The organism is Legionella waltersii (assembly GCF_001468085.1).
GTDB lineage: Bacteria > Pseudomonadota > Gammaproteobacteria > Legionellales > Legionellaceae > Legionella > Legionella waltersii.
The window spans coordinates 113,610-134,225 of the sequence record NZ_LNZB01000038.1 but is presented as its reverse complement, the minus strand read 5'-3'; the positions used below and the strand labels follow the sequence as shown (position 1 = coordinate 134,225).

Genomic DNA, 20,616 nt, shown 5'->3' with positions numbered 1-20,616 from the left:
TAAGGAATGAATCGTGTGAATCAGGCCATCAATTGGTTATTAGGGGAGGGGAGTCTTAGCCCTCTAAAAACAAAAACTGTAGAGAAGGGGTACGCCAAAGAAGGTCCTTCTTTGGCAGAGCGCCTGGCCTTTGTTGATTTTTGTGATGAAAAAAATCTTTTTTTACTCAACGATGGAGTAAGCGTAGGAAGCGGTTTTGAATTAGGCGACATTCCTGCAGAAGCTACATCCCCAGAACACCTGGAAGCCGTCTTTAATAAAATCCGCGACACTTTTGCCAATGTGGTGCCTTTACACAAAGACGACCCTTGGGTGATGCAAATGTACGTCTGCGATGAGTATTCCTTAGAGCCTGTACTAAAACACATTCAAAACGCCATTGAACCTGAGCTTTTAAATACCCAATTCACCCAAGATTATCTCAGACGTCTGCAGGACTTATTTCAAAAAATGGCGCGGCCCGAAGGCTTGTTTTTAGATCCCAAAACCGGGGCGGCTTTTCGTGGGCGACGCAGGCGCATTCGGGTGTTGTTTTATCGACGCTACCAGCGACTCAAAACAACGAGGGATGCGGCTGTAAGTGAACACGAAGAAGTATGCGCCCAAATTGCTGCCAAACTCATCTCTCCAGGACTTACTTTAAAACGCCTAACCGGTAGGGCGTATTACAGCTGGTGGGTCAAATGGTTTAACCCCAACCCGTTACTGACGAAAGGCGATAGTGAAGCGCTATTAAAACGCTTTCCTTATCCACAAAAGAAGAAACCAGCAAGCTTTTGCTTTCCTCAAAACATCTTCTTTAGTCCTGTGGCAAGCGATGAGCAGGGGTTTATGTTTGATGGCATCAAGCATCGAGTGCTTTATGTGGACGGCCTAAAAGAAGCCCCGGAAATTGGTTTGATTTCCCGAGAAAAACCCCAGGCCAACCCCAAGCATCGCTATGCCTTATTGGACCGCTTACCTGAAGGCTCTATTTATACCCTATCGGTGATCTTTGAGAGCGATGAATCACTGGATGCGCACTTGATGCGTATAGAAAAGGGCGTTATTGGCACAAGCCTTAAGCCTTCTGAAGTGCGTCAGGACATTAAGTCCGCCCGTGATGAGCTGGCTTGTGGCAATCGACTTTTTTGGGTGAATCAAGCGGTGTATTACCGAGGCTGTGATGACAAAACCTTGTTGCAGATTGAAAAAGAACTGCACTCGTTATTTATTGATGCCAAAATGCCGCTTATTAATTCAAGCTTTGATTTACATCCATTAAACAGCTACCTCAACAGCCTGCCTTTTAGTTTCGTTCCCTCCTTTGCACGGAAGTACTTGTGTTATGACCGCCTGGTGTTTGCATCAGAGCTTGCGGCATTACTCCCAGTGTATGGACGCAATCAAGGGGCAAGGCACCTTCCCTGCTTTACCTTCTTTAATCGCTTAGGCGAGCCCGTTTTATTTGATATCTTACATCATGACTTTATCAGTCAAAACTCCCATATGGCCCTTTTTGCCAACTCTGGTGCGGGAAAGTCGGTGGCAACCGGCTGGATGATTAACTCCTTAATGGCCACTAAAAATGCGCGTATTGTTTTGTTCGAAATGGGCAACTCCTTTGATCGCATGCTCATTCACGCCAAAACGATGGGCAAATCCACCAAACAATTATTACTCAGCAATCAAAAGAGCAAAGCAGTTCCCTTAAACCCTTTTTGTGAAGCATATAAGGCAATACCTGAAATCAGTGAGAATTTATCAGAAGAAAAAGCCGCAAAACTTGCCCAAAAGATGCTGGATTTACAAGCCAATCTGGCAGTAATTGCGCAAGACTCTGATTTAAATTGTGATGAAGAATCACGCAGCTATTTAAGTGAACTGCTTTTAGCCTTGCGTACCATGATAACGGAAGCGAACGAAAAAGAAGAAGAGTTGTTTTCCTTAAGTGATGAAACCCTGCTGATTGAAGTGTTAAGTGATGCCATCCTGACTTCATTTAAAAATGAAGTGCCGCAGATGCTGACCGAACATGTATTGGAAGCCTTTGCAAAACGACTTGCACTTGAGGAGGTTCCTCGTAAAAAAGACCGTATTTTGGAGATGCATGACCGACTCAACAGCTATGTCATTAACAGCAATAAGTCGCGCTTTTTTAACGTACCCACTGAGCCCTTAGGGGACTTTGATATTTTTCATATCGATATTTCAGCCATTAAAGACGATAAAGGGAAATTGGCTTTGGTGATGGTGTCCTTGCTACCGCGGATCTTGGCTATGGCCGAGGCCACCCAAAACGACAACAGACCCACTTTTTTATTTATTGATGAAGCCCACCTGCAATTTCAAATTGATGTGATTGTGTCAGCTTGTCTACTGGCCGCAAAAGTAGCCAGAAAATTAGGACTATGGCTGGTTCCCATTACTCAGAATGTGGGGGACATGAGCTCAGAAAAGGCCATGAAAATTCTCTCCCTGATTGAAACCTGGATTTTATTAGGCCTTGATGAAAAAGAACTGACCGATGTAAAAAAATTCAAACAATTAACCCCGGAGCAAGAAGCACTTATTCGAGATATTGACTCGCAAAAAGGACTCTATGCGGAAGCCGTTTTACTAGGTTCCCGCTATCAGGGTTTATTTAGAGTCATTCCACCGCGCTACTTATTGGCGTTACTCCTGAATGAAAAATCAGAAAAAGCAACCCGACATCTTTTGGAGGAAGAACATGGCGTACTTAAAGCGGCAGAACTGGTGGCCACACGCTTGGAAAACAAACGAAGCCACAGCCTTGAAGAGCATTGTTTTTATGATGATTAGCCTGATTAGTTGTGTGACTTACGCAGAGCTCATCGAGGTCTTTACAACCTCGGCATACTCTGTGGCACTTAATGGCTTACAGGCCGAAGTCTGTGCGCTTGATGCATTAAATGAAATGACTTTGGAATTAAACCGTAATGCATCCGAGATTAGAGCAGTACAACGGGTTGATACCGTTCAAAATGGCCGTCTGACCGCCTTTTATCGCTGCCAGATGCGGGCAAGGCTTTATGCGCTGTCATCACTACCTGCCATCGTCATCGATAAGCGCTATGTAACTTATGGCGTACGCGCAGCAGATAAGGCATTGATTGCAAGTCGTCATTACAAAGGGGCTCATCATGATTAAGTGGATACTGTGCGTTTACATGGTCCTTTTTTCATTGGCAGCCCTTGGGTTTGAAAGCACCAAACCGAACAAGCCGATTAGCACTCCTAAGATCGCACTCAGGGTATTAAAAAAGCAAATGAAAAATAGCCACCTGAAGGTGATTGGCGGTTGCATGTGGTTAGAACGTAATTTTCCACCGAAATTAACCCCAGGTCCTGCAGTATCTCAGTTTGTCCCTGATTTAATCGTGACCGTTTCCAATAATCCTGGGGAAAATCCCTGGATTGAGGCGAATACTCTTTATGAAAATAAAGCGACATTAACCACCTATAAGTCGTTATTTACAACAGCACTAAACCTGCCTTTGGGCTTTGGTGATGGCAGTGGACAATTGGCGTCGCAACACATTAATGAAGACCGAACCCGAGTGGTCAGTGTCATCGGCTCTCCATCAGCAATTTATCAAATGAAAGGAGTAACCCATAAGCCTGAAACCACGTTCATGAAATTGTATTACTCAAGTCTTGCTGATGCGGTGAATGAACGGACGGAACTCGCTGAAATTGCTTATATGGCAAGCAGGCTTTCGCTTTTAATGAATCACGATATTGGAACTTCATCCTATATATGGGGTCATGAACTGCCCCGCCTCATGCGCGTCACCCAGCCCTCACGGTTTAGAGCCTCAGTCGTGGCTGCAATGCATGCTGCAGACATTGTAACCAACGAAGGCGGCATGCACTTAAAAATTTCGACCAGCAATACCTGTGGGCCTCATTGTGTGTCGGCTAATGTGGTGTTTGATCCCCACCAAAAACAGGTTATTTGGCAGGAAGTTTATCCAAACAATCGCAACATCATCCCGGGCGACCCAACAGATGAGGGTATAGATGATGAGCGCAAAGGCAATGGGAATTATGTCTTTGTGGTGTGGCGCAAATACAAGGGTTGTGTCACACAATCTGGCAAATTGTTCTGGGGCACACCCGATGTGGGCACCCCTCAAAAACGATAGGAAGAAACCAATGAAATTAAGCGTAGTGGCGTTAGGAGTTTTATTCAGTACTGGGGTTTTGGCGAGTTCTCTCTTTCCAGAACAATCTGAATATTACTATCAATTGGGGAGTTCATCGGATGTGTTCGTACCTCCTGTAAATCGGGACCAGACCGTGACCATTGGTGGGTTCATCAACGGAGGAGGGTTGAGCTGTAATTTGTTTAATCCGGTAGTCACTATTACCAATACGTTTAATGATTTTAAAAATTCCGTCAATGGCATGCCTTCGGATGTCGTCGATAATTTAAAAGGCTCTGTTGCGGGCTTTCCTATGTACAAGCTGCAACAAGCCATGCCCGGACTTTATAATATCTTACAAAATGCTTCTGCCGGTGCACAAAATGAATTTGCCTTAAAAGTAGCTGATTGTCAGGAAACAAAACGAGCCCTTGAGGAAGGAAATTCGCCCATTAGCGGCATGCTGTCAGTATCTGATTCTCAAGGGTGGGTGGATGCGGCAAGGCGTGCCAAAAATGGCGAGTCTGTCGATATTTCAAAAGCTGCCAAAGACATTGCCAATAAGGGGGAAGAATACGGTCTACCCTGGGTGCATCGAGATAAAGGCAATGCCGGCGGGAGCAAACAAGTCCCTATTAAAGTCATTAATGATGTGGTGATTGCAGGTTATAACGTATTACTCACCCCATCGCGTGGGCTTGATGATAAAACAGCTCCTTCAGAGGACAATATTAAAAAAAATCATTTCGCTCAAATTTGGCGTACTCCCGAAGAGGCCGCTCATTGGGCGGTACTGGTTTTAGGTGACATTTACATCAGTCATAAAAAAGAAAACGACGCACATGATGCCAAGGCTGGCGTTGGTCTGTCCCCATTACTTCAAAGCTGCCCAAAGAGTGCCAGCAGCTCAACCTGCGTTACTAATGTAAGTAGCGCTTTATGGAAGTTGGTTGATAAGAAGTGGCCTTTAACTGAAGTGAATCTACGAAAAATCAGTGCCTCTAATATAGTCATTACCGATGAAATCATTACGGCAATCCAACGCATGCCTCGCGAGCAACAAATCATGACCGTATCCAAATTAGGGGAGGAAATTGCCATTCAAAATCTATTAGATGAGGCGATTATGTTACGCCACCTCCTGCAAGCCGGCATGCAGATTCAAGAGGTACAAAATCTAAAGCCCGCTCAAACCATGGTGAATGCCGCGCTCAGCAAGCTGGATAAAGAAATTCACTCCCTGGCCTTTGAAAGTGAGGTTCGTAAAAAAATGATGACCCAAACCCTAAACCTCATTATGGATTTGCGCACTCGTGATTTAGCCAAATCAATGCCAGGCAGCACCCATGAGACAGATCTCATTAAAAACGGTGCGGTGTATCAAAACAGCGATAAGAAGGAGTAGGACCATGATTGTATTTAGTCCATTAGCTTTATATACCACCTATCTGGGCTGGCAACAGTATGATGTGTTGTTTGATGCCCTATGGCAAACAGGGCTTTTATACATTGGATTTTTGATGGTGGGGTATCGCTATCTAAAAAACGTGCTGGCTCCACCGGGTTCGACCCATAATGCAGCAGAACATGCGCTCAACAGCTTTTTGTATGAGCTGGCCATTACTTTTTTAATCTGTGGAATATTTGTTTACCCCTGCGTGCCATTAGAGCAAAAGGGGCTGTCGTTTAAGCCGATGTGCACCATGAAAAAAGGCACAGAAGTCAGCGAATCGCATATTAAAGATTCAGGTACTACTTATGATGAAGCCTTTGCAAACGTACTAACCAATCAGGTCAAAATGCCTATTGGATTTGCGGTATTGCAAAACCTGTTTTCTAGTTTCAGCTATGGGCTCATGAAAGTGGCGGGGTGTACTGACAGCCTTCAGTCCATCCAGGGGGATTTGATTTCAACCTACATTCCTCAAGAGCTGCGTCAGCAGGCCTTGCAGTTTCATCGCCAGTGCTTTTTAGAAGCACGCAGCAGTTATTTAAATGAGCCAAGAACTGATAGCGAAAAAGAACAAATTAAAAAAATATTAAAGCGTCATGGTGGTGAAGACGATCTTAATTGGATGGGCTCTAAAACCTTCCGTACTTTTTATTATGGCAAATCAAGAGCACGAGAACCGGTGCCTGGATTTTCCTATGCTCAATACCCAAATCCCAATTTTGAGTCGGCGGCTAAGGATGATGCGTCGGTAAATAACCATAAACCTACTAATGGTTACCCAACATGCAATCAATGGTGGGACAAAATTCAGGCTGATTTAGTGAAAGCATCTGAACGAGCAGGGTATTTCGACAAACACATTGGCTCACTTGATGTGAGTAAACGAGTACTGGATTACAAACAAAAGCATCAGTCTGCCTGGAATTCTGATTTAACCCCACAAGACTACATCGCCAAAGTTTTAATCCAGGATAATCGTGATTTACAGGAACAAAGTTCTGAATCGCTGATGAATACAACCAACAGCAGCATCGGAACCTCTCTTTCTCGCGGTCTTGTGAATATAGGACAGTCCGTTAAATCGTATACCTCTACCCCTTTAAAAAGAGAGGCCACCATGCAAACCCTGCCGGTAATGCATGCATTCTTTTATTTTTTCTTAATTGTCTTTACACCGCTTGTTCTTGCTTTAAGCGGTTATAGCCCGCGAGCTTTAGGAGCGCTCTGCGGGTTATTTGTTATGGCGATTTTTATCCAATGCATTTGGCATTACGTGGGCATTTTAGAACGCAGTGTTATTGACCCCATGGGCGACAGTGATTTAGTGGCTGCAATGCGTAATATGGCCGTACTTTTTTACTACGTCGCGCCTTTATTGCTCTTTAAATTGTCCAGTCATTTTGGCGGGGATGCAGGTGCTGGGTTGGCGAGCCTATTTGGGTATTCACAGAATGCCGCACAAAATTCTGCTGATTCAGGAATGCAGGTTGCCAAAACAGGACTTAAGGTTGCATCGCGGGGGATGATATGAGCGGGTTAATTCAACTACTGATGTCTTGTAGCATCCTCATAATCTTTAGGATTTATCGCTGCTTTATGGAAAAGCTCAATGGCATCCAATTCGTTATACCGTGGCGTTTTTTTGTTGTTACCGGATATGTTAATCGCAGCATCAGCTACCAACAAAGTTATTTTAAACAAACCCCAAACCAGTTTCAGCAAGCCTTTTCCAACATTCAATGCAGTACTCATCAGGAGCTGTCCTTATGTTAAAAAAATTCCTTCGACCTTCAATTATAGTGGCAATTCAATTGATTTTACTAGCGATTTTAATCATCTGCATCACGCCATTTTTGTTAAGAAATACGGATTCATTGAATCACTTTCGCCAATTAGTTCAGCACTTCAAGTGGGCTTTACTCATGATCCATGGGCTTTTTTATGCAGTCCTTTATTTTGCATGGCCTTTTTTAATCAACCTACTTAGTCAAAAACAAGCCTCTTCTCCTAGTGAAGAGCAGCTGCGATGTGCATTGAATGCGCGGTTTTATTTAATAGGCGCCTTTGTCATTTTCGAAGTTTTAAATTTATTAAGGTAAGAACATGGGCAACCGATACCCTGTTGAAAATTTATTAAGAGATCCCACAGAGATTTATTCAGCAATTACTTTGGGATCATTTACTGTTTTGGCCTATTGCTTGCCTCATGTACTGCTCTTGACTCAAAGCATGGGGCTTTATGCAGCATTAGGTTTAGGAGGGTTAAGTGGGTTGCGTGCCTTTCAAGCCTATCGGGTAATCCGTTATCAAAAACGCTTGATAGCTATGCCTTATTTTGCCATGACCACGACTCAAGTCCCGCTGTCAAAGCGTTGGCTTTTTGTTGGGCGTGGGTTTCGATGGTATCCCAGACACACCCAGCGACTTCATCAAATTAAACAGGTCGAAAATGAACGGTTTTTACAACGAAATGCAGTGAATCAAGCCGTCAGTGCTTTTTGTAAAAACCATGAAACTACGCGTTTGGCTTCATGGCTTAGAAGTCCTTCACGATTGAATCCTTTTCGTCCAGACCCTGATGTAGGCGGAAAGCCTTATTTACATGGACTTGGCAACAGCGATAAACCGGTATATATCTCACAAAGTATTCGCGTGGGACATACCTTTGTGGTGGGTACAACCCGGGTTGGGAAAACACGTCTTGCCAGCATCTTAATTAACCAGGACATTCGTAATGGTGATGCGGTGATTGTGGTTGATCCTAAAGGGGATCTGGAACTGGTCAGGGATATGTATTCTGCCTGTAAAGCCTCTAATCGACTGGAGGATTTTCGTATTGTTCATCTGGGATTTCCTGAGCTGTCCGCCTGTTATAATCCTTTGAAAAATTTTGACCAGGTGAGTGAAGTGGCTACCCGCATCACTGATGCCATTGCTGCAGAGGGAGAGGGCAAGCAATTTGCCGCTTTTGCTTGGAAATACGTCAATATTGTAGCGATTTGCCTTGAGGAAATGCATCAACCCATTACCTATAAAACCATTGCTTTTTACATCAGTCGCCTCGATCAATTATTGATGGCTTATGCCGATACTATTATGCCGCAGCGTGAGCCCAATTATCTAAATGAGGTTGCCGCAATCATTGCGGATAATGATGCCCGAGTTGATAAATACGGCAATCCGTATCCTCCAATGGACAGGGCTAAAGCCGTTGCAAAATACTTTAAACAATACATTTCCAATACTATTGCCCAAGGCAATGTGGAGTCGTTGCACGACCAGGTACTTATTGATTTATACGATGCAGCGCTTATGGATAAGACCTATTACGACAAAATTACCGCCAGTGTCGGACCTGTTCTATCCGAAATTAATAAAAGCAATGCTTCGGGTATTTTTTCCTTTTCTCAGGCGACTTCTGAAATCGAGTTGATGGCCTCAATTAAGCACAAACGGGTCATTTACATTGGGCTCGATAGCTTAACCAACCCTAACATCGCCCAAGCGGTGGGTAAGGCCTTCTTATCTGATTTAGTGTCAACTGCAGGGAAAATTTATAAAGAAAGTCACGCCAATTATCGTTTAAATCTTCATTGTGACGAGCTGTCTGAAATCATTCAGGACTCCTTTGTAAAAATATTAAATAAAGCAGGCGGAGCAGGCTTTCAGGTGACGGCTTATGCCCAAACCAAACAGGATTTAGAAGTGGCTTTAGGCTCAAAGGCTATGGCTGAAGTCACCAAAGGCAACTTAAACACACTGATTATTTTACGGGTAGAAAATGATGAAACTGCGAATCTTTTAATTAAAGTTCTACCCAGTGTTGATGTGGTATCACATACCCAAGTGTCCATGGTTAGTGATACGCCACATGGTGAAGAGGGTGTGTTTTTTAATACCACCAATGAAGACCGAGTACAAAAAAATTCAATTGGGATGCTGGAGGTCAACGACATTACCTCGCTGCCTAAAGGCCAGGCGTTTGTTTTGGTTAATGGCGGGGAATTATATAAGGTTCGAATTCCATTACCTCTTAACGATGGTCTGGCTCCCGATGATATTAAAAGCGTTTTGTGTGACATTAATAAACTCGAACCGCTGCGAACTGCTCAGCCATTAATCTCTGAATCAAGCCCGGAACTTGAGGTAGGTCATTTTGTGTCGGACGCCGAGGAAGATATTAAAGAGCCTGCAGTACCACTTCAAACAGAGCCAGAAAAACCTTCAGTTACCCTAGAAATAATACCTGATTTTATCAAGTGGCTTGAACACCGCATGCATTCTGGTAACAAACAATTTTCATTAGATGCTCAAGAATTAATTCTGCGACAACTCCAGGAACAAGACGACCAACGTATTTTTGTACTGCCTGAAGTTCTTGGCAAATACCAAAGTCGCTCGGGCGTTGCAACTGAAGATTTAGAATCTGCTTTAAAAGAGTCTTTTAGTAATGGAGCACTTTATTTTATCACAAGAGCAGGACTGCAACAGGAAGTAGTGCCTTGTCGTTTAAGCCAACCCATCCGTACTGAATATTCCACTGACATTAAAAAAGGAAACTCATAATGACCACTACAGTAAAACTAACTTTGAGTAATCATGAGGTGAATCGTCTGTTTACTCGTGAACTAAAAAATGGGGTAAATTTTTACCAAAAACTCATGAGTAAAGTAGCAAGTTTACTCAAGAGTTGTAAGGAGCAGCGTGTTTATGCGCTTTTAAGTCTTTATCAAATGAATGAAGCCGTTAATACCCTTATCCAAAAATTTTATGATGAAATTGACAAATTTGAGGGGGTATTGGAGAAGAAGAAGCATTTGGCTGGTAAAAAAATCACCTACCAACCCGTGCACTTTCCTGAGGTATGCTTTGATAGCGCACTGGCCAGTAGTCTGGTTGAACTCTTTGAAGTGTACGACCACTTTATCTCTCTTCTTAAAACCTTAAGAACCGCAGGGTGCTTTACCAATGATGATGATTACTTTAATAACCTAAGACGGGCTTTTAAAGAGGTGAATCGCCTTTTAAGTACGCTTTTAGTAAGCTCAGTTAAAGACCTGCCCTTGATTACACTCTATGAAGTAATTCATCAGAAAGAGTCCTATCAACTGCATACACAACATCATGGTGAGATGGATTACTCCCTCCTGTATAAGGCACTTACCTCCAATGTGGCACCAAGGCTTGAAGAAAAAATCAGGCAACCGTTGCTGTCTTGTTTAAACAAAAGACTAGAACACGAGTGCGAGCCTTTGAGCAGTCACCATTCTGAAGAAAGGGGCGCTGCATGAAATTATATATTTGCGAAAAACCTTCTCAAGCCAAAGACATTGCTGCAGTTCTTGGGGTTAAGACGCGAACTGAATCCTGTTTTGAAGGGCAGGGCATTGCAGTCACCTGGTGCATTGGTCATTTACTGGAACTGGCACCACCCGATCACTATTGCGAACACATTAAACCTTGGCGAATGGACATCTTACCTATTGTTCCAAAGCTGTGGGTTTTAAAGCCACAGGAAAAAACTAAAAAACAGCTCAATGCCATTAAACAGCTATTAAAAAAGGCCACTTCGGTGGTCATTGCTACGGATGCAGACAGAGAAGGTGATGTGATTGGTCGTGAAGTGTTGGATTACTGTCATTATAAAGGGCCTGTTGAGCGATTATGGTTGTCTGCCCTGGATGAGTCTTCTATTAAAAAGGCACTGAATTCCATTCGTACAGGCAGCTCCACCGAATCGCTCTATCAAGCAGGACTTGGCAGAGCACGTGCCGATTGGTTGATTGGCATGAATTTAACGATGGCGGCAAGTTGCTTATTCGGTGTTCCTGGACAGGGCGTTTTATCTGTAGGGCGTGTACAAACGCCAACCCTAAAGTTGGTTGTGGATAGGGACTTTGAAATTGAACACTTTAAATCAAAGGATTATTTCGTTTTAAAAGCCCAATGTGCCTCGGTAAGTCAAGAGTTGTTCTGGACTACCTGGGAAATGCCTGAAGAGGTTACTGATGAGGAAGGGCGATGCATTAATCAATCGCTGATTGATGCTGTGGTACTTCAAATACAAGGCCAACAGGGAACTATTAACGAATTTAAGGAAACCCGAAAAAAAGAGGCGCCACCTTTATGCCTGTCCTTATCCACCTTGCAACAAATCGCCTCAGCCAAATATGGATTCAGTGCCAAACAAACCCTGGATGTAGCTCAATCTTTGTATGAGCAGCATAAAGCAACCACGTACCCGCGAACCGATTGCGGTTATCTACCCGAAAGTCAATTTGCAGAAGCACCCATCGTCTTAAAAGCGCTGGGACAGGTAGATAAAGAAATTGAACCCTTACTGTCTCAATGTTCGCAGACGTTCCAATCAAGGGTATGGAACGATAAAAAAATCACGGCCCACCATGGCATCATTCCAACAGCAAACGCACACGTTGCTCTTTACTCTATGTCACAGCCTGAGCGTCAGCTCTACCACATCATTCGCTCTTATTATCTAGCGCAATTTCTTGGTGATTATGAATACCTACAAAGAAGTGTTGTGCTTGATATCAGGGGACATTTCTTTAAAGGTTCAAGTGCAACAGCTTTAGTATTAGGTTGGAAAAACGCGATTAAAGAGAAGGAGGCTCAAGAAGAACCAGAAGGTTCTTCCCAGGAACATTTAGGCAACATTCCCCAATTAATCAAAGGACAATCGGTGGCTGTCACTAGTTGCCAAGTGGATAAACGAAAAACCAATCCACCCGCACGATTTACCGAAGGAACCTTAATTACTGCGATGAAGTCTATTGCTAAATACGTGGATAACCCGCAACTTAAAAAAATTCTAAAAGAAACAGCAGGGATTGGCACGGAAGCCACCCGTGCCAATATTTTAGAAACTTTAGTTAGTAGAGAATACATTAAACGTCAGGGCAAGCAACTCATCTCCACACCCAAAGGGCGCGGCCTTATCCAGAAATTACCACCCAGCATTACCAATCCGGCAACCACCGCACTTTGGGAGCAAGTATTGGATGGTATTGCCAATGGGGTGAACGAGATCACCGACTTTCTTGATGATCAAAGTGACACGCTCACCGGCATGTTAGAACAATTAGCTCACCTTGCACCCGCTTATAAAAAGCCCAGTGAAGTAAGTCAATTTTCCTGCCCAGAGTGTCAAAAAACCCTGTACAGAAGGGAAGGTAAAAAAGGTTTTTGGTGGGGATGTTCGGGATTTCCTCAATGTAAAACCACCTTTTTAGACAATAAAGGAGCGCCACGAATCACGGGTTTTCCAATTCATCATTAATGATGACTTATCGCAGAACAAAGAGACGAATTCACTATAAACAGGACTAAACCATTTAAGGATGATGAATGAATATTTTTATGATTAAGAGGAACGAAACAAATGGTTACAAAAAAATTGATTGCAACAGGAGTGTTGGTTTGTGCGTTAAGTACTCATGCATGGTGTAGTCCGGCATCCACGGAGTATGTAAAAGCATCGATAGATGCTTTGCGCACAGAGCTTAATGCTCAAATTAAAGCGCTCAATACAGGAGTGGGCTCAGTTCAAAAGCAAGTCAGTGAACTGCCCATTGTCACCCATCACATTGGTGAAGTATTTCAAGGTGGCATGGTCTTTTGGGTCGATGCCAGTCAGCAACACGGATTAATGGTTTCTCTTACAGATTTGAATGAGGGCGAGGGCATTGAATGGCGTAATGGGGAGGGAGGGGACAGAACCGTTAATGCTCAAGCCAAAGGATTTGGAGCGGGAGAACATAATACTCGTCTCATCATTGCTGAACAAACCATTGATCAGCAAGAGGGGCGGTTTGCAGCACTTCTCGCTGCTAATTTCCAGATTTCAGCCGACGGAATAACACCGTGTCCTGCCACAATAACCGCGACTTCCGCCTGTTACGGAGGCTGGTACTTACCTTCAGTTTATGAGCTTGTGGCCTTGCATAGCAATTTAAAACGGACGGGATTAGGTCAATTAACTGATGAACCCTATTGGAGTTCAACAGAAAGCAATACCACTCAAGCCTGGCTTGTTGATTTTAGTAGTGGTGAGCCAAGCATCCATGAAAAATCAACACCCGCGCACGTTCGCGCCATCCATGCATTTTAATTGAAGAGAACCATGATGAAAAAAATAATTAGTGTTTTATTGCTCACCGCATCCTTTAGCATTCATGCCGATCCTATTGGGGAGATATTGTATTTGATTAAAGTATTGGATGGCAAAATAACCGCATTACAAGTGAAGACCGATTCATTACAAACTCAAATAGTTAACATCCCCGAAGGAAAACAAGGCATTCCAGGTGAGAAGGGCGCACCAGGTCCTCAAGGCCCACAAGGTCTGCAAGGAATACCAGGACCTCAAGGATCAATGGGTGCAGAAGGACCGCGTGGGCTTCCAGGAACCTATACAGCAGGAGATGGCATCACGATTGAGGGTGATGTGATTAAAATGTCCCGAATATCCCATCAAATTGGCGAAGAATACCGCGGTGGGCTGGTATTTTATGTGGATGAAAGCGGGCAGCACGGTTTAATTTCCAGCAAGATTGATGTCAACAGTCAAGGAATACAATGGCGCAATGGCGCTTCGGGAAACAAAATCACCAATGCCAAGGGAGATGGTATTGGGGCTGGGGAAAGTAATACTCGGGTAATCATCGCAGCGCAGACAATTGATAATCAAAGCGGTGTTTTTGCAGCCTTACAGGCCGCTAATTTCCAAGTGCTTGAGGATGGGGTAACGCCGTGTAAAACCCCAATTGCTGTAGGCAACACGTGTTACGGTGGCTGGTATCTTCCCTCGGCGTTTGAACTGCAATTACTGCACACTAATCTGCATCTTTCCAATTTATCTTCTTTTGCCCCTGAATTTTATTGGAGCTCTACCGAAGCGAGTGTATCCAATGCCTGGCTGCAAAATTTTTCTACGGGAGAAATAACCGCCAGCAGCAAATCAAACACTATTGGACGTGTGCGTGCCATCAGTCGTTTTTAACCTCTAATTATGAGAAATACTAAGGAACTTATCATGAAACAAAAAATAATACTGTTACTCACCTTAATGAATTTAACTGGACTTACTTATGCCTATAATGAGACACATTTTAAACCATGGACCGTCAATGCTTCCTTTGGTATGGGACATACTCCTGACATGACCAATAATGACGGCCAATCCGCTGTGGGACGTTTTAGTTTAGGGCGTACTTTATTCACCAATCCTTATTGGCAAGCTGATATTGAGGCTGGCATTCAAAGTGGAAATACCCAGCGGCTTGCCTTGTCCAAAGAGTCTATTGATGTATTAGGAGGTGTTCCAATATCTGCCGAGATTAAACCCTTACTTGATGTACTCATTGGCTTAAAATCCGAGCCGATGAGTGGTTTCCCATTGATTGCCTGGATGAAGGGAGGGGTTGCTTTTCGACAACTTCAAGTAGACCGTGTTGAGGTCAATGATGTGCAGGCCTATTCTCCTGAAATTCAGGTAGGCTTTGGCTATCGAATTAATCAACAAGCCACCATCACTATAGGTTATCAAATCATCTGGGGTAAAAAACCCGAACTAACTGTCTCCCCTGAAACTGAGACTGGAGTGTTGCACCACATCCCAGCACAACAGGCAGTACTGATAGGTTTTTCATTTAATTTTTTGTAAAGATTCTATCGCATAACCCTTTTATCAATTTTTTAATCAATTAAAGGTACTATCAAATGACAGAAGTATTCTGCAATTTTAGTTGTCCACACTGTGAAGGAACTATGTTAAAAAATCAACGCAATCAGGCTGTTTGGTGGGTTTGTTCTGAATATCCACGTTGCCCTATGACCGCTTTTGAATTTCACGGAAAGCCTAAGTTTTGTCATGAGCATCCTAACGTAAAACCACCAATAGAAATGCCACTTTATCTTGACCTGTCGGATCTTTTTCTGTAGTAACACTATATTTTAACCACGGTAAAAGAAGGGGTACAACAGACTAATAAATTAGGACATTAATGACATCAGTCGCCCACTTTGATTATTAATTTTAATTTCATTGGGGATTGGTTTTTCTGTTTCATGATAGATTATTTTGACAAATCAAAAGGACGATTATTGTATGATTAATAATAAAATTATGTCTTATGGCGTTGCCATTGTTTTACTTTCAAGTAGCCTGATTGCTCATGCGAAGAATACCAGCGTCTCTTACCGTTGCCCAACAATCAAAGAGGCAAGTTCTGTCTCGGATATCAGAACTTCAATTAATAATAAAGATGTGCATTGGGAAATAAAGAACAACAACCCAATCAGGGACGATCAACCCATTGAGTTTAAAAAGGCCGTTTTAAAAAAGAAAGATAACAACACCTATGATATGCTCGTGACCTGTATCTATAGAACAAAAGAAAATCAAAAACTTATTTTTAGTCCATTGCCAAGCTTTAATTGGTATGTAGATGCGGTAGCAGAAAAAGCTTTAGGAACTGGCTGGTTCAAGCTTGCCAATGGCAATTTAGAATGCACTAAATCCATTTTAAATTGTGGTTTTATTTTTCGATAAACACTATTTTGCTGTTTACTGCCTCGATAAGCCATTAAAATATCACGCTTATAGTATCAAGATGGTTATGGGTGTATGAAGGCTCTTAGCAACAAAATTAAACTAACTGAAAAGATATATACGATTCGTGGAATTCCTGTGATGCTTAATAGGGATTAATTCCTTATAGCGCTAATTTATCCGCACGGGATACTAAAGTGTGTACTTAACGAGCATTAGCGGAACTATCTGATTACTTTTTAAATGTTTAATAGCTTTGTTTTTAACAAAATTTGTAAATACTACCCATTACCTTATTCAATCAATAACCCATATGGAGCATGGGTTATCGTCTATGATACTGATAAACCAGCGCTATAAGGAATTAACCCCAAGTAGAGATATGTGCTCTTTATTAGCAACATGTTTTAATTCTTCAAGAGCATCTCTAAGCTGCTGTTTTTCTAACAGCTCACAATACTCCTTGTTTTGGAGTGGCTGGATTAGCTTCCAGTGCTGTAAATATTGCTTCAAATTTTTCTTCTGTTTTAATTTCAAAATCAACTTGTTTTCTTTCTATTTCATGTAGCTTGCTTATCAGATTATCGTGCGATAATAAAATTTTTCGCATCTTTACAAATGCATTCATAATTTGAATGCTTGGCTGAACAGCAGTTTTACTTTTTAGAACGGCAGAAAGCATTGCAACTCACTTCTTTAGTCGAGAAACTTCGCGTCGAACATGGTTATCAGGTTTGAATCCTTTCCCCGCCAGATGATCCTGTTCATCACAGTTCCAATAGAATAAACGTGATAGGCTACGTCACATCTCAATAATTCGTTTTCCACAAATTTTTACTGCTCTTATTAAAGTTTAATCTTTTATTGTTAAGCATAAGGATCTGCTTTGATCGAATAATAAATTCATCATTTACACTTCTTTGAGAAGCTACAAAGTTAGCTTGATGGAGAAGAAAATCATTGACGAAAATAATTTTATTAATATCGGAACTAGATAACTTTTCAGTTTCCTCTTTAGTTTCAAATAAAATTGAAGATTCGATCAATTTATATAATTTTGCGTGAGTTTCTTTATTAGTGGTGTCAGAGTATAAGTTTATAAGATCTGATGAGACACCAAAAAGTTTAAGCTCATAAAGTAAATCCAGCAAGTATTGTGACTTATATTCATCATCCAAGTATAAACTAGCTAATGAGAGTATGAATTTAGCTTTTGTATCATCAGATATGTTGCTATCTGAAAGGTAATTAAACGTTAGTGCATCAAGACGATCTACATTGTCATTAATTAATGCATCTTTAATTTCTTTTTCCATGTTGGTATCAAGAGGGATATTATAAGGAGTCGGCATCATAGAAAATGGGATATCTTTACCATTTCTCAGATGTAATAAGCTTATATAGAGCAAACGTGGTGTGATAAATGATCCTGTATCGAATTTAATACCCGGGCCATTTTCAAAAAGATACCTTATAAAAGTATCGCATCGAAATCCAATAGGTTGTTGATGGTATTGTTTTATAAATTTGCCATCAATGTACTTATACCTCGCAGTAATCTCGCCATTGCTAACATGCCAGCTGAAATTATAGCTTATGGGGATACCTGTCTCTAATTTTTCTAATAAATCAATTAGAGATTCAAATATCAACTGTAAATCATCATTTTTTAAATAAGGATGTGTTTTAACACCAAATTTTTCACCCCAATACCCACCTGGAACAGTATTAACGAAGTTATCGATGGTATTTAAGTTTATTACATATTCATTATTGAGTACTTCAAAGGTGTAGATAGGCATTTTGTCACCTACATCAAGTGGAGTATCATCTTCATGCCAATTAAATCTGAAAACCAGCCCCACATGCCCCTGAAGTTTTATCATTGGTATTGAAGAATCCATATCTCTTGCAACAATGTCGCCTGAGCAATGTTCTTTGTCGACTGTCATGCAACCAGCACCAGTGAATATTGTATTTTTGGGGCATAAATACACAGGATGAGCTTTCAATTTGAAAAAATTAGAGTGTCCACTTTCCGATGAAAAACAGGATGCTTGAGCAGTAAGTGTTTTTTTAATTTTACTCATATCATAATTTGAAGTAACACTATCCGAGATAGCATCAGTGCTGTAATTTACATCCCATTTGCAATCAGGAAAGGAGGGAAGTTTGGAATAAAAAATAACTGGAAACTCATTTTCATTATGAAAATCCATTGGAATATTAATTGTAATTTTAGCTGAGTCTGCACAAGTCTCTTCATCTTGAATAAACTCATAGGGTTCATATTCTGCAAATGAATATCCTATAAATTGGGGGAATACTTTAATAGCCTCTGAAGCAAATAAATTACAAGATAGCGTTATATGAATAAATAAGGTTTTAAAGAGTTTTTGCATGAATATTTCCCTATCTGACAACCATAATCTTAAACTACGCGATTATATAATAATTATTTGGTGTTGACTCGCTTATTTTTCAAATGTCTATAAAAGCACCGTGTTCGAAATGCTTAAAGTCTTTACTGAAGCTATAACAAAATTGACTTTAAAAAAACCAGTGGGACAATATGGGCAAGTGTAACACTTAATATAAATACTGCTCTTTAGTTTTCACAATGTAAAAATTTCACTTAGTAGCCTTTACGCTCTGGAACTTGCGCTGTGATGCAAAATCAACAAGTAATAGTCACTCATATTGAACTATTATTTAACTGAATTACTGATGGTAGTTCTTTGAATGCTTAGAGGGGGAACTATTTATTGATGATAAGACGATTTTAGACCTTGAATTGCTAGCGATATTAAATGAAAATCCCATTAATGAAACAGCTGGAAACGTGTGTCTTTTTGCAGGATTTTCTATCTTTATGCTATTTGTAATTCTAAAAATCGTACAAAATCGCTAATACCCTTCCCAAGGATGTATGAGCGTTCTTTGTTGTAAAAAACAAAAACCACATTATATTGATATAAAAAATAATGTTCACCAAAAAATTGTTGCGATTTGACCAATTAAGTGCCATAATATTGTTAGTGAGTGTATGAACAGGATAGCTACTGCTATGCACTCCTCCACCTTATTAAGGTACCAGCCCAAGAGCGGTTATAAAGCGAGCCCAGTTTAATTTATTAAGAACCCTGATATTCAGGGTTTTTTATTTTGGTGGTAACTTAATCTTTTTATTCGTTTGCACATTATGGGCAATAACAAAAAATGAAATCTTTTGTTTTTTAGGTTGCGAAGTACGGTGGTTAGAATCACGAATATAGGCGCTTTGAACAAAAAGCTTTAATTTACCCTGGCTTTTTGACACCTGGAAGTAGACTTCATACTCTTGTCGAAGGCCTTGCTCATTCAATAGTTCAATAATAAAGAAATTTTCTTTTCCAGTATGAAAACACTTTTTCTTACTAAGCTCTTTTGTTATTTCAGGTAATTTCTTTGACAATTCATAACGGTTAAAATCAAATATCCGTTGTTCTCTTGAGTCTGAGTAGAGTAAGTCACTTGGCACATCATCCCACAGCTCCTTTTTATGTGTATTTAATCCCCGTGTAAAACAATGCAGACCAAACTCAATTCTAAAAACATAGCGGATTTCTGGCTTATTTGTTTTCGCAGCTTGAACAAATGTCCATTCAAATTCATTAAGATGAGTTAAATCATAAAGTACTTGCTGATAATTGAATGGTTTCCAAATCTTAATGACACAATCTCCTGTGAACAACCCAAATGATTTTTTAAACGATAAACCAAGGGAAAAATTAACCGTTTTAGATTTAGTTATTCATGCTGAATAAAAGACAGATTGAATACAGAGGGATTATCGCCCAGCCTCATGGCGTTTTCAATATTAATCCAATTGGATTAATATAAATCACTAAGGCCTAAGTAAAGCTCTAGTGTGCCTATGTGGACGATATGAAATTACCCTTCAAGGGTCTTGCAGAATGACTTTTCGCTCAGCATAAATCAATGAACAATACTTGAGATCACAATTGGTGATCTCAAAATAAATTTGAATAATCCCATTTCCAAGATCACCGATATTGATCGGTGACATGTAACTCTAACTTTCGGCTTCAAATAACTACGGGATAACATCATGAATTTTTTGCAATTCATTTTTTGTAAGAGCGATATCGCTTGCTTTAGTACAATCTTCAACTGCGGAATAAGCAAGATCTCTGATTGCTAGTTCCAATTTCAATTTAGCAGAATTAGAACCATCAAACATCAAATCATTTGCAGCCATTTCAGTATAAGTGGAAGCGCTATGAACTTTGTTTTTACAAAAAGAGACCTGCTCAGCGGCAGCGAGTTCATCAATAAAGATGGAGAGTTTGTGGCATTTTTTTGCTAATTCCAGATTTTCAAATAAATGAGCTGCATTCAGGGTCATGGGAAGAAAAATAAACAGAAAAAATATTTTTTTCATT

Annotated in this window: 18 protein-coding genes; 13 read left to right on the top strand and 5 right to left on the bottom strand. The window is 41.0% G+C overall.

The genetic code is table 11. The features are described 5' to 3' along the window. Positions 1-6: 6 nt before the first annotated feature. The 5 genes from Lwal_RS08195 to Lwal_RS08175 are packed head-to-tail and all read left to right on the top strand — an operon-like array spanning position 7 to position 7,132. Positions 7-2,802, top strand: a complete 2,796-nt coding sequence (locus tag Lwal_RS08195; protein WP_058480337.1) for a conjugative transfer ATPase — start codon at positions 7-9, stop codon at positions 2,800-2,802. Beyond that, a complete protein-coding gene (locus Lwal_RS08190; RefSeq protein WP_058480336.1) occupies positions 2,792-3,151 on the top strand; it encodes a DUF1525 domain-containing protein in 360 nt (119 codons plus the stop codon). The genes Lwal_RS08195 and Lwal_RS08190 overlap by 11 nt, the downstream gene beginning before the upstream one ends. Beyond that, entirely contained in the window at positions 3,144-4,148 is a 1,005-nt protein-coding gene (locus Lwal_RS08185) for a TIGR03756 family integrating conjugative element protein (RefSeq protein ID WP_095197469.1), read from the top strand. Before Lwal_RS08190 ends, Lwal_RS08185 begins: the two co-directional genes overlap by 8 nt. Positions 4,149-4,158: 10 nt before the next feature. After that, entirely contained in the window at positions 4,159-5,553 is a 1,395-nt protein-coding gene (locus Lwal_RS08180; protein ID WP_058480335.1) for an integrating conjugative element protein, read from the top strand. 4 nt (positions 5,554-5,557) lie between these two features. After that, positions 5,558-7,132, top strand: a complete 1,575-nt coding sequence (locus tag Lwal_RS08175) for a conjugal transfer protein TraG N-terminal domain-containing protein (RefSeq protein ID WP_058480334.1) — start codon at positions 5,558-5,560, stop codon at positions 7,130-7,132. A gap of 14 nt (positions 7,133-7,146) precedes the next feature. On the opposite strand, the gene Lwal_RS08170 is transcribed toward Lwal_RS08175, so the two are convergent. After that, the gene (locus Lwal_RS08170; RefSeq protein ID WP_058480333.1) at positions 7,147-7,353 is read right to left on the bottom strand and encodes a hypothetical protein; all 207 of its coding nucleotides are present in this window, start codon (positions 7,351-7,353) and stop codon (positions 7,147-7,149) included. Between the two features lie 14 nt (positions 7,354-7,367). Here Lwal_RS08170 and Lwal_RS08165 point away from each other — a divergent pair, with 14 nt between their 5' ends. The 8 genes from Lwal_RS08165 (at position 7,368) to Lwal_RS08130 (ending at position 16,171) form a co-directional block, all read left to right on the top strand. Continuing rightward, on the top strand, positions 7,368-7,700 hold the full coding sequence (locus Lwal_RS08165; protein ID WP_058480332.1) for a hypothetical protein: 333 nt from the start codon (positions 7,368-7,370) through the stop codon (positions 7,698-7,700). Between the two features lie 4 nt (positions 7,701-7,704). Then, entirely contained in the window at positions 7,705-10,167 is a 2,463-nt protein-coding gene (gene traD / locus Lwal_RS08160; RefSeq protein WP_058480331.1) for a type IV conjugative transfer system coupling protein TraD, read from the top strand. Then, entirely contained in the window at positions 10,167-10,892 is a 726-nt protein-coding gene (locus Lwal_RS08155; RefSeq protein WP_058480330.1) for an AcaB family transcriptional regulator, read from the top strand. Before traD ends, Lwal_RS08155 begins: the two co-directional genes overlap by 1 nt. After that, positions 10,889-12,898: a DNA topoisomerase III gene (locus Lwal_RS08150; protein WP_058480329.1), complete on the top strand. Its 2,010-nt coding sequence runs from the start codon at positions 10,889-10,891 to the stop codon at positions 12,896-12,898. The genes Lwal_RS08155 and Lwal_RS08150 overlap by 4 nt, the downstream gene beginning before the upstream one ends. A 102-nt stretch (positions 12,899-13,000) precedes the next feature. After that, a complete protein-coding gene (locus Lwal_RS08145) occupies positions 13,001-13,729 on the top strand; it encodes an Lcl domain-containing protein (protein WP_058480328.1) in 729 nt (242 codons plus the stop codon). Positions 13,730-13,744: 15 nt separating this feature from the next. Next, the gene (locus Lwal_RS08140) at positions 13,745-14,620 is read left to right on the top strand and encodes a DUF1566 domain-containing protein (RefSeq protein ID WP_058480327.1); all 876 of its coding nucleotides are present in this window, start codon (positions 13,745-13,747) and stop codon (positions 14,618-14,620) included. Positions 14,621-14,653: 33 nt separating this feature from the next. Beyond that, a complete protein-coding gene (locus tag Lwal_RS08135) occupies positions 14,654-15,283 on the top strand; it encodes a hypothetical protein (RefSeq protein ID WP_058480326.1) in 630 nt (209 codons plus the stop codon). Positions 15,284-15,727: 444 nt separating this feature from the next. Next, the gene (locus tag Lwal_RS08130) at positions 15,728-16,171 is read left to right on the top strand and encodes a hypothetical protein (protein ID WP_058480325.1); all 444 of its coding nucleotides are present in this window, start codon (positions 15,728-15,730) and stop codon (positions 16,169-16,171) included. Between the two features lie 451 nt (positions 16,172-16,622). On the opposite strand, the gene Lwal_RS08125 is transcribed toward Lwal_RS08130, so the two are convergent. From Lwal_RS08125 to Lwal_RS08110, 4 genes are all read right to left on the bottom strand, one after another. Beyond that, complete coding sequence (locus Lwal_RS08125) at positions 16,623-16,853, bottom strand: hypothetical protein (protein ID WP_058480324.1); 231 nt, start codon at positions 16,851-16,853, stop codon at positions 16,623-16,625. Between the two features lie 127 nt (positions 16,854-16,980). Beyond that, the gene (locus Lwal_RS08120) at positions 16,981-18,573 is read right to left on the bottom strand and encodes a hypothetical protein (RefSeq protein WP_058480323.1); all 1,593 of its coding nucleotides are present in this window, start codon (positions 18,571-18,573) and stop codon (positions 16,981-16,983) included. A 758-nt stretch (positions 18,574-19,331) separates the two neighbouring features. Beyond that, on the bottom strand, positions 19,332-19,904 hold the full coding sequence (locus Lwal_RS08115) for a hypothetical protein (RefSeq protein ID WP_058480322.1): 573 nt from the start codon (positions 19,902-19,904) through the stop codon (positions 19,332-19,334). Between the two features lie 363 nt (positions 19,905-20,267). Continuing rightward, positions 20,268-20,615: a hypothetical protein gene (locus tag Lwal_RS08110; RefSeq protein ID WP_058480321.1), complete on the bottom strand. Its 348-nt coding sequence runs from the start codon at positions 20,613-20,615 to the stop codon at positions 20,268-20,270. Between the last annotated feature and the right edge of the window lies 1 nt (position 20,616).

Bases quoted from the DNA above. Each gene is read 5' to 3' on its own strand.
- Lwal_RS08175 (WP_058480334.1), top strand. From the start codon at position 5,558: ATGATTGTATTTAGTCCATTAGCTTTATATACCACCTATCTGGGCTGG.
- Lwal_RS08195 (WP_058480337.1), top strand. From the start codon at position 7: ATGAATCGTGTGAATCAGGCCATCAATTGGTTATTAGGGGAGGGGAGT.
- Lwal_RS08145 (WP_058480328.1), top strand. From the start codon at position 13,001: ATGGTTACAAAAAAATTGATTGCAACAGGAGTGTTGGTTTGTGCGTTA.
- Lwal_RS08165 (WP_058480332.1), top strand. From the start codon at position 7,368: ATGTTAAAAAAATTCCTTCGACCTTCAATTATAGTGGCAATTCAATTG.
- Lwal_RS08135 (WP_058480326.1), top strand. From the start codon at position 14,654: ATGAAACAAAAAATAATACTGTTACTCACCTTAATGAATTTAACTGGA.
- Lwal_RS08150 (WP_058480329.1), top strand. From the start codon at position 10,889: ATGAAATTATATATTTGCGAAAAACCTTCTCAAGCCAAAGACATTGCT.
- Lwal_RS08155 (WP_058480330.1), top strand. From the start codon at position 10,167: ATGACCACTACAGTAAAACTAACTTTGAGTAATCATGAGGTGAATCGT.
- Lwal_RS08130 (WP_058480325.1), top strand. From the start codon at position 15,728: ATGATTAATAATAAAATTATGTCTTATGGCGTTGCCATTGTTTTACTT.
- Lwal_RS08125 (WP_058480324.1), bottom strand. From the start codon at position 16,853: ATGCTTTCTGCCGTTCTAAAAAGTAAAACTGCTGTTCAGCCAAGCATT.
- Lwal_RS08110 (WP_058480321.1), bottom strand. From the start codon at position 20,615: ATGAAAAAAATATTTTTTCTGTTTATTTTTCTTCCCATGACCCTGAAT.
- Lwal_RS08140 (WP_058480327.1), top strand. From the start codon at position 13,745: ATGAAAAAAATAATTAGTGTTTTATTGCTCACCGCATCCTTTAGCATT.
- Lwal_RS08190 (WP_058480336.1), top strand. From the start codon at position 2,792: ATGATGATTAGCCTGATTAGTTGTGTGACTTACGCAGAGCTCATCGAG.
- Lwal_RS08185 (WP_095197469.1), top strand. From the start codon at position 3,144: ATGATTAAGTGGATACTGTGCGTTTACATGGTCCTTTTTTCATTGGCA.
- Lwal_RS08180 (WP_058480335.1), top strand. From the start codon at position 4,159: ATGAAATTAAGCGTAGTGGCGTTAGGAGTTTTATTCAGTACTGGGGTT.
- Lwal_RS08120 (WP_058480323.1), bottom strand. From the start codon at position 18,573: ATGCAAAAACTCTTTAAAACCTTATTTATTCATATAACGCTATCTTGT.
- Lwal_RS08170 (WP_058480333.1), bottom strand. From the start codon at position 7,353: ATGAGTACTGCATTGAATGTTGGAAAAGGCTTGCTGAAACTGGTTTGG.
- traD (WP_058480331.1), top strand. From the start codon at position 7,705: ATGGGCAACCGATACCCTGTTGAAAATTTATTAAGAGATCCCACAGAG.